The organism is Ensifer sp. NM-2 (genome assembly GCF_003024455.1).
Lineage (GTDB): Bacteria > Pseudomonadota > Alphaproteobacteria > Rhizobiales > Rhizobiaceae > Ensifer > Ensifer canadensis.
In genome coordinates this window covers 151,898-167,286 of record NZ_PVZR01000006.1, presented here as the reverse complement: position 1 = coordinate 167,286, position 15,389 = coordinate 151,898, and the positions used below count along the sequence as shown (strand labels likewise).

General features: G+C 62.8%; 12 protein-coding genes. 9 read left to right on the top strand and 3 right to left on the bottom strand.

The genetic code is table 11. From position 1 onward, the window contains the following. Nucleotides 1-120 precede the first annotated feature (120 nt). The 9 genes from C6558_RS14520 to C6558_RS14480 all read left to right on the top strand — a co-directional run bounded on the left by C6558_RS14520 (nucleotide 121) and on the right by C6558_RS14480 (nucleotide 11,027). Nucleotides 121-705, top strand: a complete 585-nt coding sequence (locus C6558_RS14520) for a winged helix DNA-binding protein (protein ID WP_025429285.1) — start codon at nucleotides 121-123, stop codon at nucleotides 703-705. 13 nt (nucleotides 706-718) lie between these two features. Further along, nucleotides 719-2,551: an ABC transporter ATP-binding protein gene (locus C6558_RS14515; RefSeq protein WP_025429286.1), complete on the top strand. Its 1,833-nt coding sequence runs from the start codon at nucleotides 719-721 to the stop codon at nucleotides 2,549-2,551. A gap of 51 nt (nucleotides 2,552-2,602) precedes the next feature. Next, nucleotides 2,603-4,135, top strand: coding sequence for an ABC transporter substrate-binding protein (locus C6558_RS14510; protein WP_057209860.1), 1,533 nt, complete (start codon nucleotides 2,603-2,605; stop codon nucleotides 4,133-4,135). A 61-nt stretch (nucleotides 4,136-4,196) separates the two neighbouring features. Then, on the top strand, nucleotides 4,197-5,120 hold the full coding sequence (locus tag C6558_RS14505; RefSeq protein WP_025429288.1) for an ABC transporter permease: 924 nt from the start codon (nucleotides 4,197-4,199) through the stop codon (nucleotides 5,118-5,120). 4 nt (nucleotides 5,121-5,124) lie between these two features. Then, nucleotides 5,125-5,979, top strand: a complete 855-nt coding sequence (locus tag C6558_RS14500; protein ID WP_057219179.1) for an ABC transporter permease — start codon at nucleotides 5,125-5,127, stop codon at nucleotides 5,977-5,979. Then, nucleotides 5,976-7,715, top strand: coding sequence for a M14 family metallopeptidase (locus tag C6558_RS14495; RefSeq protein WP_107027450.1), 1,740 nt, complete (start codon nucleotides 5,976-5,978; stop codon nucleotides 7,713-7,715). The genes C6558_RS14500 and C6558_RS14495 overlap by 4 nt, the downstream gene beginning before the upstream one ends. A gap of 443 nt (nucleotides 7,716-8,158) precedes the next feature. Next, nucleotides 8,159-8,833, top strand: coding sequence for a response regulator transcription factor (locus tag C6558_RS14490; protein ID WP_025429291.1), 675 nt, complete (start codon nucleotides 8,159-8,161; stop codon nucleotides 8,831-8,833). After that, the gene (locus tag C6558_RS14485) at nucleotides 8,830-10,167 is read left to right on the top strand and encodes a HAMP domain-containing sensor histidine kinase (RefSeq protein ID WP_025429292.1); all 1,338 of its coding nucleotides are present in this window, start codon (nucleotides 8,830-8,832) and stop codon (nucleotides 10,165-10,167) included. The genes C6558_RS14490 and C6558_RS14485 overlap by 4 nt, the downstream gene beginning before the upstream one ends. Before the next feature lie 221 nt (nucleotides 10,168-10,388). After that, nucleotides 10,389-11,027: an outer membrane protein gene (locus tag C6558_RS14480; protein WP_025429293.1), complete on the top strand. Its 639-nt coding sequence runs from the start codon at nucleotides 10,389-10,391 to the stop codon at nucleotides 11,025-11,027. 224 nt (nucleotides 11,028-11,251) lie between these two features. On the opposite strand, the gene C6558_RS14475 is transcribed toward C6558_RS14480, so the two are convergent. Genes C6558_RS14475 through C6558_RS14465 form a run of 3 tightly spaced genes read right to left on the bottom strand, consistent with a single transcriptional unit; the run spans nucleotide 11,252 to nucleotide 15,382 of the window. Further along, nucleotides 11,252-12,784 (bottom strand): FGGY-family carbohydrate kinase, encoded by a 1,533-nt coding sequence (locus tag C6558_RS14475; RefSeq protein WP_107027449.1) that lies wholly within the window; start codon nucleotides 12,782-12,784, stop codon nucleotides 11,252-11,254. Nucleotides 12,785-12,818: 34 nt separating this feature from the next. Further along, nucleotides 12,819-13,661, bottom strand: a complete 843-nt coding sequence (locus C6558_RS14470; protein ID WP_025429295.1) for a class I fructose-bisphosphate aldolase — start codon at nucleotides 13,659-13,661, stop codon at nucleotides 12,819-12,821. Further along, nucleotides 13,634-15,382 (bottom strand): glycerol-3-phosphate dehydrogenase/oxidase, encoded by a 1,749-nt coding sequence (locus C6558_RS14465; RefSeq protein WP_107027448.1) that lies wholly within the window; start codon nucleotides 15,380-15,382, stop codon nucleotides 13,634-13,636. The genes C6558_RS14470 and C6558_RS14465 overlap by 28 nt, the downstream gene beginning before the upstream one ends. Nucleotides 15,383-15,389: the final 7 nt, after the last annotated feature.

The following is a 15,389-nucleotide window of genomic DNA, read 5'->3' as shown; positions in this document are numbered from 1 at the left end:
GTCCATCCCTCTCACTCGTCTGCCGCCAGCTCGGGTCGGCTCCGAAATTCATCAAAGCAGTTCGTTGACAAAATGTCGATAAAATGATGACATAAAATCGTCAAGATGAGGAAGTGCTGAATGACGAAGAAGTCTGAGGAGAGCTTTGAAGGGAGGGAATGGGCGCAAGACGCTTTGCCCGACCACATGAAGCCCGTGTCCGCGATCGGACCGATCGTCTCCTCCGCACATCTGGCCGAAGGCGGGTCCCCAGGGCTCTCGGAAGTCGAGTACGGTCTGATTCTCGCTTCTCACGCGTTTCATCGCTGGATGGTGCGCTGCATGGCTGCCGCCGGTGTGCCCGGCCTTTCCTCCACAGAAATTCTCATCCTGCATACGATCCGCCACCGCGACCGCGGCAAGAAGCTCGCCGATATCTGCCTCGTGCTCGACATCGAAGACACGCATGTGGCGACCTATGCCATCCGCAAGCTCGAGGCGGCCGGCCTTGTCACCACAGGCAAGGCGGGCAAGGAAAAGACCATCCAGATCACCGACAAGGGCGCGGAAGCCTGCACCCGTTATGCGCAAATCCGCGAGCGCCTGCTCGTGACCTCGACGGCCAATGCCCGCCCTTCCGAGGAGACACTCTCGGAAATCGCCGCTGTGCTGCGCTTCATGTCGGGGGCCTATGAACAGTCCGCGCGTGCCGCGACCACATTGTGACAAGGAAGATCGCGTGACCGCTGATACGACACCCCCGCTGCTGGCCGTAGAAAACCTGTCCGTCGCCTTCAATGGCAATGCCGTCGTCGAAGACCTGAGCTTTTCGGTCACCGCGGGACGGACGCTGGCAATCGTCGGCGAATCGGGCTCCGGCAAATCGGTGACCTCGCTTTCGATCATGCGGCTTGCCGACATGATGGGAGGTCGGTTCCCCTCCGGTCGCATCCTGTTCCAGGGCAAGAACGGCGCGGTGAACCTGACGGCCGAACCGCAGAAAGCGATGCGCAGCATTCGCGGCAAGGAGATCGCCATGATCTTCCAAGAGCCGATGACGTCGCTCAATCCGGTGTTCACGATCGGTGACCAGATCGCCGAAGTGCTGATGCTGCACGAGAAGATGACGAAAGCCGAAGCTCTCACCGAGACATGCCGGCTGCTCGACATGGTGCGGCTGCCCGATTCCGCCGAGCTCGTCGGCCGTTATCCGCACCAGCTCTCCGGCGGCATGCGCCAACGCGTCATGATCGCCATGGCGCTTGCCTGTCGCCCGAAGCTTTTGATCGCCGACGAGCCGACGACGGCGCTCGACGTGACCATCCAGGCCCAGATCCTCACCATCATCCGCGACCTCCAGAAGGAGCTCGGCATGGCGGTGATCTTCATCACCCATGACATGGGCGTCGTCGCCGAAATGGCCGACGATGTCGTCGTCATGTGGAAGGGCCGCAAGGTCGAGGAAGGTCCGGTCGCCGAGATCTTCGCCAATCCACAACATCCCTATACCCAGACGCTTCTTTCCGCCGTGCCGAAGCTCGGCAGCATGACCGGCGAAGACTTCCCCAAGCGCATGCCGCTGACGATGATGATCGACGGCGCGCCGAAGCTTGTCGGCGAAGAGCATATCCAGCGCACCGCCCGCTACGACGCAGCACCGATCCTCTCCGTGCGCGATCTCGTTACACGCTTTGACGTCAAGAAGAACCTTTTCGGCAGGGCCACGCACCGCGTTCACGCAATTGAAAATGTCAGCTTCGACATTTTCCCGGGCGAGACCCTGGCACTTGTCGGCGAATCCGGTTCCGGCAAGTCGACGATCGGCCGTACAATCCAGCAGCTCCAGAGCGCCACCTCAGGTGAAATCCTCTTCGGCGGACGCCCGGTCTCCGCCATGAGCTTTGCCGAGCGCCAGCGGCTGAAACAGGAAATCCAGTACATCTTCCAGGATCCCTTCGCCTCACTCGACCCGCGCAAGACCGTCGGTTTCTCGATTGCCGAACCGATCCGCACCCATGGGCTGATCCTTGGCAACAAGGAAATCGAAAAGCGCGTTCACGAACTGCTCGAGCGGGTGGGGCTGACCTCCGCCCATGCCGAGCGTTACCCGCATGAGTTCTCCGGCGGTCAACGCCAGCGCGTCTGTATCGCCCGGGCGCTCGCATCCCGGCCCAAGCTCATCATCGCCGACGAGGCGCTATCGGCGCTCGACGTGTCGATCCAGGCCCAGATCATCAATCTGTTCATGGAGCTGCAGGAACAGGAAGGCCTCGCCTATCTTTTCATCAGCCATGACATGGCCGTGGTCGAGCGCATGAGCCACCGCGTCGCCGTGCTCTATCTCGGCCAGGTGATGGAATTCGGTAGCCGCCGCCAGGTGTTCGAAACCCCGACCCATCCCTATACCCGCCGGCTGCTATCGGCCGTTCCGGTCGCCGATCCCGGCAAGGGGCGCGACCGGGGGATGATCGAAGGCGAGATCCCGAGCCCGATCCGGCGTGTCGGAGAAGAACCCGCGGTGCTTCCGCGCAAGGAGATCGCGCCGGGCCATTTCGTGGCCCTGGACGCGTAAAGCCGCTTTCTCTTTTCAGGGGAAGGCAGTCGAAACAGGAGTGAGTAAAAAATGATCAACAAAAAGGGGATCCACGCCGCCTTCATCGCGCTTGCGCTGACTGGCAGCTTTCTGACGGCCGCGCCGGCCTTTGCCGCCGGCACATTGACGGTTTCGTCGCCACAGGATCCGGGCAGCTGGGATCCGGTCGACACCTTCCTCGTCAACTGGGCATCTGTCTCCACCAACATTTTCGACGGCCTGACCTATCGCGGCCCTGACCGCAAGCTGGTTCCAGGCCTTGCAACCGCCTGGGAAGAGCTCGACGGCGGCAAGCGCCTGCGCTTCACGCTGCGCGAAGGCGTCAAGTTCCACAATGGCGAGCCTTTCAACGCCGAAGCCGTGAAATACACCTTCGATCGCCTGCTCGGCGAAGAAGGCTCCAAGGGGCCACAGAAATCCAACTATGCGGTCATCGAGCGTGTCGAGATCGTCGACGAGAAGACCGTCGATCTCCACCTGAAGTCACCGGATCCTGTTCTACTGACCAAGCTCGCCGGCTACGGCGCGATGATCGTGCCGCCGAAATACATCCAGGAAAAGGGTGAGGACTATTTCAACACCCATCCTGTCGGTACCGGCCCATTCAAATTCGTCTCCTATGAGCCGAAGGTGGCGATCAAGCTCGAAGCCTTCGCCGATCATTGGGGCGGCGCACCGAAGCTTTCCAACCTCGACTTCCGCTTCATCGCCGAGCCGGCAACCGCCGTTGCCGAATTGCAGGCCGGCCGCGTCGATCTCGTCATCCCGCCGACCATCCCGATCGGCATGATCCCGACGATCGAGGGTGACGACAAGCTCGAACTCGTCTCGACCCCCGGCCCGACCGTCTATGCGCTGCGTTTCAACACCCGCGACGGCATCACCAAGGATCCGAAGGTCCGCAAGGCGCTGATCCTCGGCGTCGACCGCGACACCATCATCCAGTCGATCCTCGGCGGCCAGGCCGCTCCGATCGCCAGCTTCCAGGGCGAACTGTCGTTCGGCTTCGACCCAAGCATGAAGCCGTTGCCATACGATCCGGAGCAGGCGAAGGCGCTGTTGAAGGAAGCGGGCGTCGCGCCGGGTGCTTCCGTCCAGATCGACGTGCGCGGCAACGACGCAACCTTCAACGAAGTTGTTCAGGCCGTCGCCAGCTACCTGCAGCTCGTCGGCATCAACGCGACGATCAAGCCTTACGAAACCAACGTTCTGTTGAACGACATCATCCCGGCCGGCAAGACGGGCGCGATGTTCCAGCAGGCCTGGGGCGGCTGGACGCTCGATTACGACAACACGGCCTACTCGATGTACCACTCGGGTGAAAAGTGGAACCCGTACGACAGCGACGCCGAACTCGACAAGCTGCTCGAATCCCAGCGCTCGATCACCGATCAGCCCAAGCGCGAGGAAATCCTCAAGCAGATCGCCAACTACGCCGCCGACCGTGCGCTGGAAATGCCGCTCTACAACCTCAACGCCATCTTCGGCGTGAGCAAGCGCGTCAAGAACTTCACGCCTGTTCCCGACAGCCGCCTGCGGCTGACGGACGTCACGGTCGAGTAACAATCAGATCCGCCGCTTCCCAACAGCGAGCGGCGGGTCGTCTTCATGAAGGGCGGGTAAGTTGGCCGGATTTTTGATCAAACGTGTTCTGCAGGCGGTGTTCGTTGTTTTCGTCGTAACGCTCATCGTCTCCTTTGCCATCCGCCTGACGGGCGACCCGGCACTGATGCTCGCCCAAGGTGCGGGTAGCGTCACCGAGGAAGACCTCTCGCGCATCCGCGAGGCGCTCGGCCTCAACCAACCCTTCATGACGCAGTATTTTGCCTTCATCAAAGGCCTGTTCACATTGGATTTCGGCCGCTCGTTCATGGGCGGCACCCCGGTCTCGCAGCTGATTGCCGCCGCCCTGCCGGCAACGATGATGCTGGCCTTCGCGTCACTCATCGTTTCGATCATCATTTCGATCCCGCTCGGCATCAAGGCGGCTGTCGCCCGCGGCAAATGGGCTGATCAGGCGATCCGCATCCTCTCGCTCGTTGGCCTGTCCTTCCCGAACTTCTGGCTGGCGATCATGCTGGTGCTGTTGTTTTCGATCACGCTCAAATGGCTGCCGCCGAGCGGCATGGACGGGTTTGCGAGCTTCATCATGCCGGCTGTCACCATGGGCATCATCCTGACGGCAACCAATGTCCGCCTGGTGCGCACGGCGATGCTCGAAACCCTGCAGTCGCAATACATCATGGTGGCCCGCGCCAAGGGCCTCAGCGAAAGCAAGGTGCTCTACAAGCATGCGCTGCGTAACTGTGCCATCCCGCTCATCACCTATTTCGGCCTCCAGTTCGGCGGTCTTCTCGGCGGCATCGTCGTCGTGGAGCGCGTGTTCAACTGGCCGGGCATGGGCACCCTCGCCTTCGACGCCGTCGGCGCCCGCGACTATCCCGTGCTGCAGGCCGTCATCACCGTGCTCTCGCTGATGATCGTCGGCGTCAACCTCATCGTCGACATCGCCTATGGCCTCGTCGACCCGCGCATCCGGACGGAGTGAGCCGATGACCACCAAGGCCGCAAACACCCGTTTCGCCCGTTTCCGCAACCTCGAATTCATCCTCGGCGCGCTGCTTGCCGGCGGCATGTGCCTCGCTGTTCTCTTGTCAGGCGTGCTCTTTCCGGGCGGCGCCGACAAAATCGATCTGATGGCGCGGCTGACGCCGCCCTTCGTCAACTGGGCACATCCGCTCGGCACCGACCCGCTCGGCCGTGACGTGCTTGCTCGCGTCGTTGCCGGCGGCAAGATTTCCCTGCTCGTCGGCTTCACCTCGGTAGCCGGTGCCGTCGTAATCGGCGTGGTGATGGGCCTCGTCTCCGGCTACTATCGCGGCTTCTGGGACATGGTCGTCATGCGATTTGCCGACGTGCAGCTGGCGCTGCCCTTCATCCTGCTCGCCATCACCTTCATCGCCATCGTCGGCGGCGGGCTGACCAACACGATCGTGCTACTGATCATCTCGCAATGGGTGCAATATGCCCGTCTCGTGCGCGGCTCGGTGCTGTCGCTGCGCGAACGGGAGTTCATCCAGTCGGCCCGCGCCATCGGCGTTCGCGATGTGAAGATCCTGTTCCAGCATCTGCTGCCGAACCTGATCGGGCCGGTCATCGTGTTGATGACGCTCAACGTTGCCAACAACATCCTTCTCGAAAGCAGCCTGACCTTCCTCGGCCTCGGCGTCGACCCGCTGATCCCGAGCTGGGGCGGCATGCTCGCCGACGGCCGCACCTACCTGCAGAACGCCTGGTGGGTCAGCGTCTTCCCGGGGCTTGCAATCCTTCTTACCGTCCTTGGCCTCAACCTTCTCGGCGACTGGCTGCGCGACAGTCTCGACCCAACAGGCAGAACTTCACGATGACCACAATTTTCGAAGGGACGTTCGAGCGCACGCTCGACACCATGCTCGCTACCTATGGCAAGGAGGCTGCACGCGGCACCCGGCTGGAGGCATGGCTCTTCGATGATCGCGAAAGCCGCAGGGCGGCCGAGCAGAAGCTTGGCGCCTTCGGCGTCGAGGCAAAGCTCAGGAGCGCCTACAAGCCGCTCTTGCACTTCTTTCTCGAGGAGATCGATCGCAAGGCGCTGAAGCGCGTCGATATCCGTTACCCCCAGGCTGAAAACTGCCCGGCGAACCGCTTCCTGCTCGAAGCCTATCCGCTGACAGCGCTCGTCGGCGACGCCGAGATCGTCTTTGTCGGCGGCAGCGATACGGCACTGACCTACGACGTCGCGCTGACCTTTGCCGACGGACGCACGGAAGCCCATACGGTGTTTGCGCCCAACCGCCAGCACACCGATTTCATCGGCGAAACACTCCTGTCTCCGACCGGCTGGGTCCGTCTCGACGACAGCAGCAGCAAGCGGCGGGAATGCCACCTCGAAACTGACTATGAGCGGCTGTTTGCAGGCGCCATGCGTGCAATCGCCGAGCACGGCTGGGGCGACAGCGAACCCTATTTCGACGAACTCAACATCCGTGCGACGTTGCCGATCAACGATCTGCAGCTGCCGGTCGGCGAAGAGGTCGTCAGCCTGCGCGAAGCGATGCATGAGGACTTCTATTTCTCGCTGCTCGAAGTCTTCCAGAAGAAGTCGGGCCGCCCGTTGGGCGACCGTGGCCTGAAACCCGGCCAGATCGTCCCCGAAATCGTCTTTGCCGATGGCAAACCCACGGTCCGTGTCGAAACACGGCTGCTCGCCACGACGGACGCCGACGGCGAAATCCAACCTCTCGACACGGCTCAGGCACCGCTCGCGGTTGCGCAGATCCATGCCGAACTGGAAAAGATCGAAGGCCAACCCTTCCAGGCGCATTCGCGGGCGGGACGCCCGGTCAAGGCGCGCTATCACAAGGGCACCGATGCTGCCGTGATGATCAGCGGCGGCCAGCACCCCAACGAGACCACCGGCATCGTCGGCGCATTGCGCGCGGCTCAGACGCTGGCCACTCTCCCCGGCACGCACTTCACGATATCTCCGCTCGAAAACCCCGACGGTTATGCCGTTCACCATCGGTTGCGTGCCGACAACCCGCTGCACATGCATCACGCCGCCCGCTACACTGCACTTGGCGACGATCTTGAATATCGTGCCGGCGCTGCCCTCAACGAGCGGGCGATCCGCAACGAGGCCGAAGCCCTGTCGGGCGCCGAGCTTCATGTCAACCTGCACGGCTACCCATCGCACGAGTGGACACGGCCGCTGTCCGGCTATGTGCCGCGCGGCTTTGCCATGTGGACGCTGCCGAAGGGCTTCTTCCTGATCATGCGCCACCACGCCGATTGGGAAGCGCGTGCCGAACAGCTGATCGAAGCGGTGACGGCTCGACTCGCCACTGTGCCCGGTCTTCTCGCCTACAATGATCAGCAGATCGCGCTTTACGAAACCCATGCGGGCGAAACCGGCTTCCGCATCATCAACGGCTTCCCCTGCATGATCTCCGTCGACGATCGCCACAAGGCGCCGCTGACGCTGATCACGGAATATCCCGACGAAACCATCTATGGCGACGCCTTCGTTGCCGGCCATGGCGCGCAACGGGAGACGGTTCTGGCCGCCTACGAGGCGTTCCAGTCGATGATGGCAGTTGCCTAGGCTGACGCCCGACAAATCTTTCAAGGATGTGATGGGCTTTCGGGGCCGTCACATCTGCCCGTTTCACCGGCATGCGTATCGCCGCCGCCATGCCCGGTGAATGAGCTACTGCGCGGTTCATACGTGCGGTAGCGAACTGCGCAGCGCGCGTGCTGTTCGGTGCGGCCATACGGCAGGCACTCGCTCTGCTTCCTCGATGCGCCGATGACGATCGCCTCCGTGATAATCCCTGCATGAACGCCCTTTCGCCAAGACGCGCAATACTTGCCTCTCATATCACTTGGAGCCGCCGGATACCGTAAAGGCTGCCGGCGCAGCGTTGCGGCCGCATTGCGCGCCAGCCTGTAAATGATGCAGTCAGAGCGCGAACCAACCGCAACTTTGCGGCAATGGTGCTCAAGCAAATGTGCGCCTACCGCACAGACACGTTGGAGAATCGAGACATGCGCCTACTCCTTGTAGAGGACGAGCCTGAGATGGCTGCCGCGCTCGGCGTTGCCCTTGGCCGCTACGACATGATCCTCGACCATGCGCCGTCGCTCGATCACGCCATCGCCGCGATGGCCAACCGGGTCCATGACGCGATCATTCTCGACCGGCAATTGCCTGACGGAGACGGGTTGACGCTCATTCCCCGTGTTCGCGCGCTGAAGTCGGGCATCCCGGTGATCGTGCTGACGGCGCGTGGCGCCGTCGACGAGCGGATCAAGGGGCTGGACATGGGGGCCGACGATTATCTCGCCAAACCCTTCGCGGTCGAGGAATTGTTGGCAAGACTACGCGCGCTGATGCGCCGGGCACCCGATATCGCACCGATGACCGCACGCATCGGCAATCTTGTCTTCGATTTCGGCGCTCGGGAAGCGCGGATCGACGGCCGCGTGCTCGAGCTTCCCCGCCGGGAACTGCTTGTGCTCGAAGCGCTGGCGCGACGGCAGGGGCGCACCGTGCAACGCTCGACGCTGGAGGAATCCGTCTACGGGTACGACGACGAAATCCAGTCCAACTCGCTCGACGCCCATGTTTCGAGACTGCGCAGGAAATTGCTGGAGTCCGGCTCCGGCGTGGAGATCCACGGCATTCGTGGGGTCGGCTACCTGCTGAGACCGATGTCATGAGCGACAACCCCAACCACTCGCTGAAGAAGCGGCTCATCTGGCACATCCTCACATTTCAGGTGCTGCTGCTCGTTGCCGTCATTGCAGGCTTCATGGCGCTTTTGATCCGGGCCGATCTCGGCGGCATGATCCTTGATGCCAGTTCGGCGTCGATTGCCGCCAGTGCCGTCGAGGTGACCCCCGACCAGAAACTGAGGCTGAAAAACACGCCGCAGCTTCAGGCCCTGCTCGCCGAAACGCCGGGCTTCTGGTTCGTCGTGCGCAACGAGCGCGGCGACACGATCCAAAGCGGGCCGGTCCCCGATGCCTATCGCGGCATCGGCGAGCATCTCGACCGCGTCGCCTTCGCCGACATCCGCGACGGACTGGAACCCTACCTGCTCTCGGCGATCGTTCGCGCGATCGAGACCGAGAACGGCACTTACACGGTTCTGACCGGCGGCGGACGCCTGTGGAGCGCCTCGTTCGCGGTGTTTTTCCTGACGAACCTGCTGCTGCTGCCGATCGTGCTCATCCTCGTGCTCATTCCCGCCTTCGCCATTCCGATCATCGTGCGCCGTGCCTTTTCCAGCCTCGCCGAGGTCGCCGACCACGCCAAAAGCATCGACGTCGACCGCCGGGGCGCCCGTCTGCCCGATGGCCGCGTGCCGGGCGAGGTGCGCCCGCTGGTCGAAGCCGTCAACGGTGCGCTGCAGCGCTTGGACGAAGGTTACGAGCGCCGCCAGCGCTTCATTTTGGATGCAGCCCACGAGTTGAGGACCCCGGTCGCGATCCTGCAGACCCGGCTGGAGGGCATGGACATCGGGCCGTTGCGCGCCCGTCTTCTTGTTGATGCCGCCCGTATTGCCGGCCTTGCCGAACAGCTGCTCGACCTCGAGCGCATCGACCGCGACGGCGCGCATTTCGCACCCCTCGACCTGGTTTCGCTCTGCCGCGACGTCGCCGCCGACCTCGCCCCTCTCGCACTGTCGGCCGATTGCGACATCTCTTTTACCCATGGGCCCGATCAGGTTAGCGCGCGGGGAGACGCTGGCGCGCTGGAGCGTGCCGTCACCAATCTGGTGCGCAACGCAATCGAGCATGCCGGCGGCCTGATCTCCATTCACGTCGAGCGTGGCGGTATCATCGAGGTCAGCGACGAGGGGCCTGGCATTCCCGAAAGCGAACGGGAGCGGATCTTCGAGCCGTTTCACCGGTTGCAACCGCGTGACCACGGTGCTGGCCTTGGGCTGCATCTCGTCAGCGAGATCGTCAACCGTCACAAGGGCCACATATCGGTGGTCTGTGCGCCGACCGGTGGCGCCTGTTTCCGCATGACCCTGCCGGTCGCGTGAAAGACTTTGGGCGATTGACTGCCGCATCTTCGCCATAGAGACTAACAGGTTATTAATAACAAAATCAGCGATTTAGTCGATATTTGCAATGTTGATGCAATCCGTGCGGCGCACAAATGCGCACATCTTCCAGCGTCGATAATCGTGCCAGCCGGCGCGAAGCGAAGAGAGAAGATAAATGCGCCGCGACCGGCGCCTAGTCCAATCCACGGAGCAACGCCATGCGGCAACGTCACAAACTTCCCCTCTGGCTCGGCATCACCTTTTTGGCCACAGCCGGTGTGCAACAGGCACTGGCCGCCGACCCCTATTCGCCGGAACCGGCTTCGTCCTACCAGGACCCGCCTGCCTTCAATTGGAGCGGTGCCTATGTCGGCGCCCATGGCGGTCTCGGCTTTACCGGTAGTCCCAATCCGTTTTCCGACCGCAACGGCGTCGTCTTCGGCGCACAGGCCGGCTACAACATGCAGGTCGGTCCCGGCATCGTCGGTGCCGAAATCGAAGGCTCCTATCTCGGCGACACCGAACACAAGGTCAGCGGCGGCAAACTCAAGGAAAAATGGCGCGGCGCGATCAAGGCGAAGGCCGGCCTCTCGTTCGACCAGACACTCGTCTACGGCACGGCCGGTTATGCCATGACCAACTACAAGAAGGGCGGCGGCGTCCAGAACGATGTCGGCTTCAAGGGCGGTTATCTGGTGGGCGCCGGCGTCGAGCAGGCTTTCGCCGGCGGTCTCTCGGCGAAGATCGAATACAACTACATCACCACGCCCGACGTCCGCACCAACACGGCCTTTGGGTCGAGCGAGAAGGACATCAACAGCCACGTCATCAAGGCCGGCGTGAACATGCGGTTCTGATGGTTCCCACGCGACGCAGCGCCGTCACCCGATCCTCCCTGGGTCAGCGGCGCTCGGTTCGACGTGGAACGATCAAGCCGAAGGCCGGTCCCGGCCCTCGGCTTCACTCTTTCGCTGGCCCGCGTCTAGAGCGTTTCCGGTCTAAGTGGAGTCAGAAACGCTCTATCTCCTTGTTTTTACGCATTTCCTGACGGAAAACCGCGTCGCACTTTTCCTGAAAATCTCTAAGCTGCCGCCTCCGAAACCTCGGCTTCGGCATTCGAAAGCCGCCGCCAGATCGGCGCCATTGCGTCGGCGATGTCCCGATAAAGCTCGTACCGTCGCGTGTAGTGGCGCGCTATCGCCGCGTTCGGGCGGTAGTGGCGTTCCGTCCTCACCATGGCTGCCGCACCTTCCGAGAAATCGGCAAAGATCCCTGCCCCCGTGCCCGCGGCAATCGCGGCGCCGAGCGCGCCGGTTTCGCGCGAACGGGCGACCGACACCGGAACCCCGAGCACATCGGCAAAGATCTGCGGCCAGATCAGGCTGCGCGATCCGCCGCCTGAAAGCACCGCCTCGTCGAAGGTCGCGCCCGCCGCCCGCATCGTGGCGATGTGCTGGCGGTGGCCGAAGGCGACACCTTCGAGAACCGCGCGAACCAGGTGACCCTTCGTGTGCCAGCCGGCGACGCCATAGAACCCGGCGCGGGCGTTACCGTCCTGCTGCGCGCCATAGAGGAAGGGATGATAGATCGGGTCATTCGCGGCCGGTTCGATATCGGATGCAAACGAGCAGCAGACGTCAAACGGCGATCGGCCGTCGTCGATGCCGCTGTCAGCAAAGAACTCGCGCACCAGCCATTCGAGATTGGCCGCCGACGTCGCGCTCGATTCGATTGCCATGTAGCGGCCGCGATCGAAGGTGGAGGACATGAACACCGGGCCCGAAAGGTCAGGGCCATCGATAATCACCTGGTTGATGCTCCAGGTTCCGGCGATGATCGAGGCAGCGCCGGTGCGCGTGACGCCCGAGCCGATTGCCGAGGCGACGACATCGAAGAGACCGCCGACCACCGGCGTGCCCGCAGCAAGACCGGTTTGTGCTGCCGCCTCCGGCGTGACCGTGCCGACCACATCCGCACTTTCGGCGAGGTCAGGCAAGAGGCCGGTTGCCTCGCCGAGATCGAAGGCCGCCATCAGATCGCGGTCGTAGCGGCGGTTGACGACATTAAGGAGGCCGCAGCCGGTCATATCCGAGACGTCGCTGACCCGCTTGCCGGTCAGTCGGTTGACGATGAAATCCTTGCACAGAAACACCGTGCCGATCCTGGCATAGGTCTCGGGCTGGAAACGCTTGAGCCAGGCAAGCAAGGTCGGCGTCTGCGACGGCCAGGGCCGTTGCCGGCCGATGGCATAGGTGCGGTCGCCGACACCCTGCGCCTTCCATTCTTCCACTAGCCCGGCGGCACGCGTGTCGAGCGACTGGATGCCGAGAAGCGGCTCACCGCCCTGGTCGAGAGCATAAAGGCCGTTGCCGTGACCGGCGCAACCGATCGCCACGATCTCTTCGGCACGGATGCCGGCACGTTCGACGCATTGGCGGATGACTGCCCGGGCATGGGTCCACAGCTCTTCGAGCCCCCGCTCGACATACCCGGGCCGCGGAACCCGGCTGTGCCCCTCCTGCGCAGCCGCCGCGATCTCGTTGCCCTCAAGGTCGAAAATCACCGCCTTGATGACAGTGTTTCCGGCGTCGAGTCCTAAAAGATAGTCTGCCATTGAAGAACCCCTCCCAAGGTTCGGATCGTCTTTCTCAGCCTTGCTGATACAGGGCGAAGGCGGCTGCGCCATCGGCGTCATCGTGCACGATGGCCATCAAACCGCGAACGACGGCGCTCGGGTTTGCATGCTGGTAGATATTGCGCCCATAGACCATGCCCACAGCGCCCTGCCGCATCAAGGCCGCAGACTTGTCGAACACGGCACGCAGGTCCTCCTTGCCGCCGCCGCGCACCAGAACCGGGCAGCGGGCTGCCTCGACCACGCGGTGGAAATCCTCGGCATTTGTCGTCGGGTCGGCCTTGACGATATCGGCGCCCATCTCACGGGCGAGCCGCGTCAACGTGACGATTTTTTCCGCATCGCCATCGACCATGTAGCCGCCGCGCTCGGTGACCGGCTGCATGACCAGTGGCTCGATCATCAGCGGCATGCCGTATTTTTCGCAATCGGCACGGACGCGCGAAATGTTCGTGACGCACTGGCGAAAGAGGTCCGGTTCGTCGGGCAGCATGAACAGATTGACGACCACGCAGGCGGCATCCATCTCCAAAGCGCCGACCAGCGGTTCGGCCTCGTTCTGCAGCACAGCCCACATGTCGCGGTGGCGGATGCGATTATACGGGTTGCCCATGTCGATACGCATGACCAGAGCCGGCTTGTCCTTGCCCGGAAGGTCCTGGAGCAGATCGGCCTGGCCATAGTTCATCTGGATCGCATCGGGCCTGGCGTCGACCAGGGCCCTCACTACGGATTCCATGTTCTCAAGACCGTCGAGGAACGACGGTTCGTTGCAGACGCCATGGTCGATGGCCACGTCCAGGCAGCGTCCTGCGCCAAAAAGACGGTTCATCCGGACCTTGCGGTTGTTTCGCATAATGCACTCCTTTGTTCGTTCCGTGCGGAAAGCATGTCTTCATCGACGCCATGGCGTTCGAGGAGAAGGGTGAGAAAACGGGCGCGTTCAAGCGCCTGGCGGGCCACTGGCCAGTGCTTTTCGGCCGCGAGCAATGCGAGCACGGCGTCCGTCATTTCGAGCGAAAGCTCGCCGGTGATCGCCAGGGTCGTGCGCCGAAGCAAGAGGTCGTCGAGTTGTTCGACCTTCTCGCTGCGGATCAGGAACTGGATTTCGCGGGTCGAATAATCAGGATGCGGAAGCGGAGCGTCGGGCGCGGCAGCGACGAAGGCGGCGATGCGCTCGGCATCCGTGCCATAGCGCTCAAAGAGCGTGGCGACGCGCGTCGGCGCAAGGGCCGCCGCCGAGGCGACCCGCGCAATCCAGGCTTCCCGGTCGGCGGGAAAATCCCGGCCGCCACCAATCGCCCGATCGGCCGTGGCCACGCGGCGAGGCTGATCCAGTCGTTCGAGCACAAGATCGGCAGCCAGCTCTCCGAAGGAGCGGAAGGTCGTCCATTTGCCACCGATCATGCATAAGACCGGCGGCCCGGCATCGGCGGTCTCGACGAAGGTACAATAGTGATCGCGCGGGATGCGGCCGGTAAAACTGTCCTTGCTCGCCGGCAGCGGCCGGACCCCGGAAAACTGGAAGGCGATCTCATCGGGACGAACCTTGATCGTCGGCAGGACGAAAGCGAGCGACTGCAGGATGTAGTCCCGTTCCGCCGTCTCGCAGCGCACGGTTTCCGGATCGTCGACGCGAATGTCGGTGGAGCCGACCAGAACCTTGCCGAGATAGGGAAACAGGATGCAGATGCGCCCGTCCTCATTCTCGTAGTAGATCATGTGTCCATCGAGCGCGCGGGTCAGATCGTCGTTGTCGATGATCAGATGCGACCCTTTGGTGCCGCCCATCAACGGTGCCGGCCGGGCCGGTTCGGAAAACAGGCTCTGATTAGCGATGTCGATCCAGCCGCCGGTGGCGTTGATGATCACGGTCGGCTCGATCAAGACCTCCGTGCCGGCGATATTGTCTCTGACGGCATAGCGCCCCGGAGCTACCAGCTTCAGCTCGGCATAGTTGACAGCGCGCGCATGGGTACCAGACGACAGCCCGTCCTCAAGCAGTTCGATGCCGAGACGTTCGGGCTGACTGACCCAGGCGTCATAATAGGTCGCGGAATTCTTGATCGCGGGATTGAGCGCCGGCCATCGGCCAAGCGTCGCGCGCCGACCGCGAAACTCGTGGCGGGGCATAATGGCGCGCTTGCGCGTCAGGAAATCGTAGATCGCAAGCCCTGCCTTGATGACGACGGCGCCACGGCGGCTCGGCCGCCGGCTCAAGCCAAGGAACCGGACCGCGCCGTTGGCGATGCCGGAGAACACGTCGAACACGGGAACCGTCGTCGGTAGTGGACCGACATAGTGCGGCGCGTTGCGAAGGAGCCGGTCGCGCTCGACAAGCGATTCCCGCACCAGGCTGAATTCGCCGTTTTCGAGATAGCGCAATCCGCCATGAACCATGCGCGACAGCGCGGCGCTGGCGCCGGAACAGAAATCGTGTTTCTCGACGAGCACGACATTGACGCCCTGCAGCGCCAGCTCGCGAAACACGCTGAGGCCGTTGATGCCGCCGCCGAGGACGCAGACGTCCACCTTCGGGCTCTGGCGGAGCCCGTCAAAAATCTCTTCTCGGTTCATGATGGCG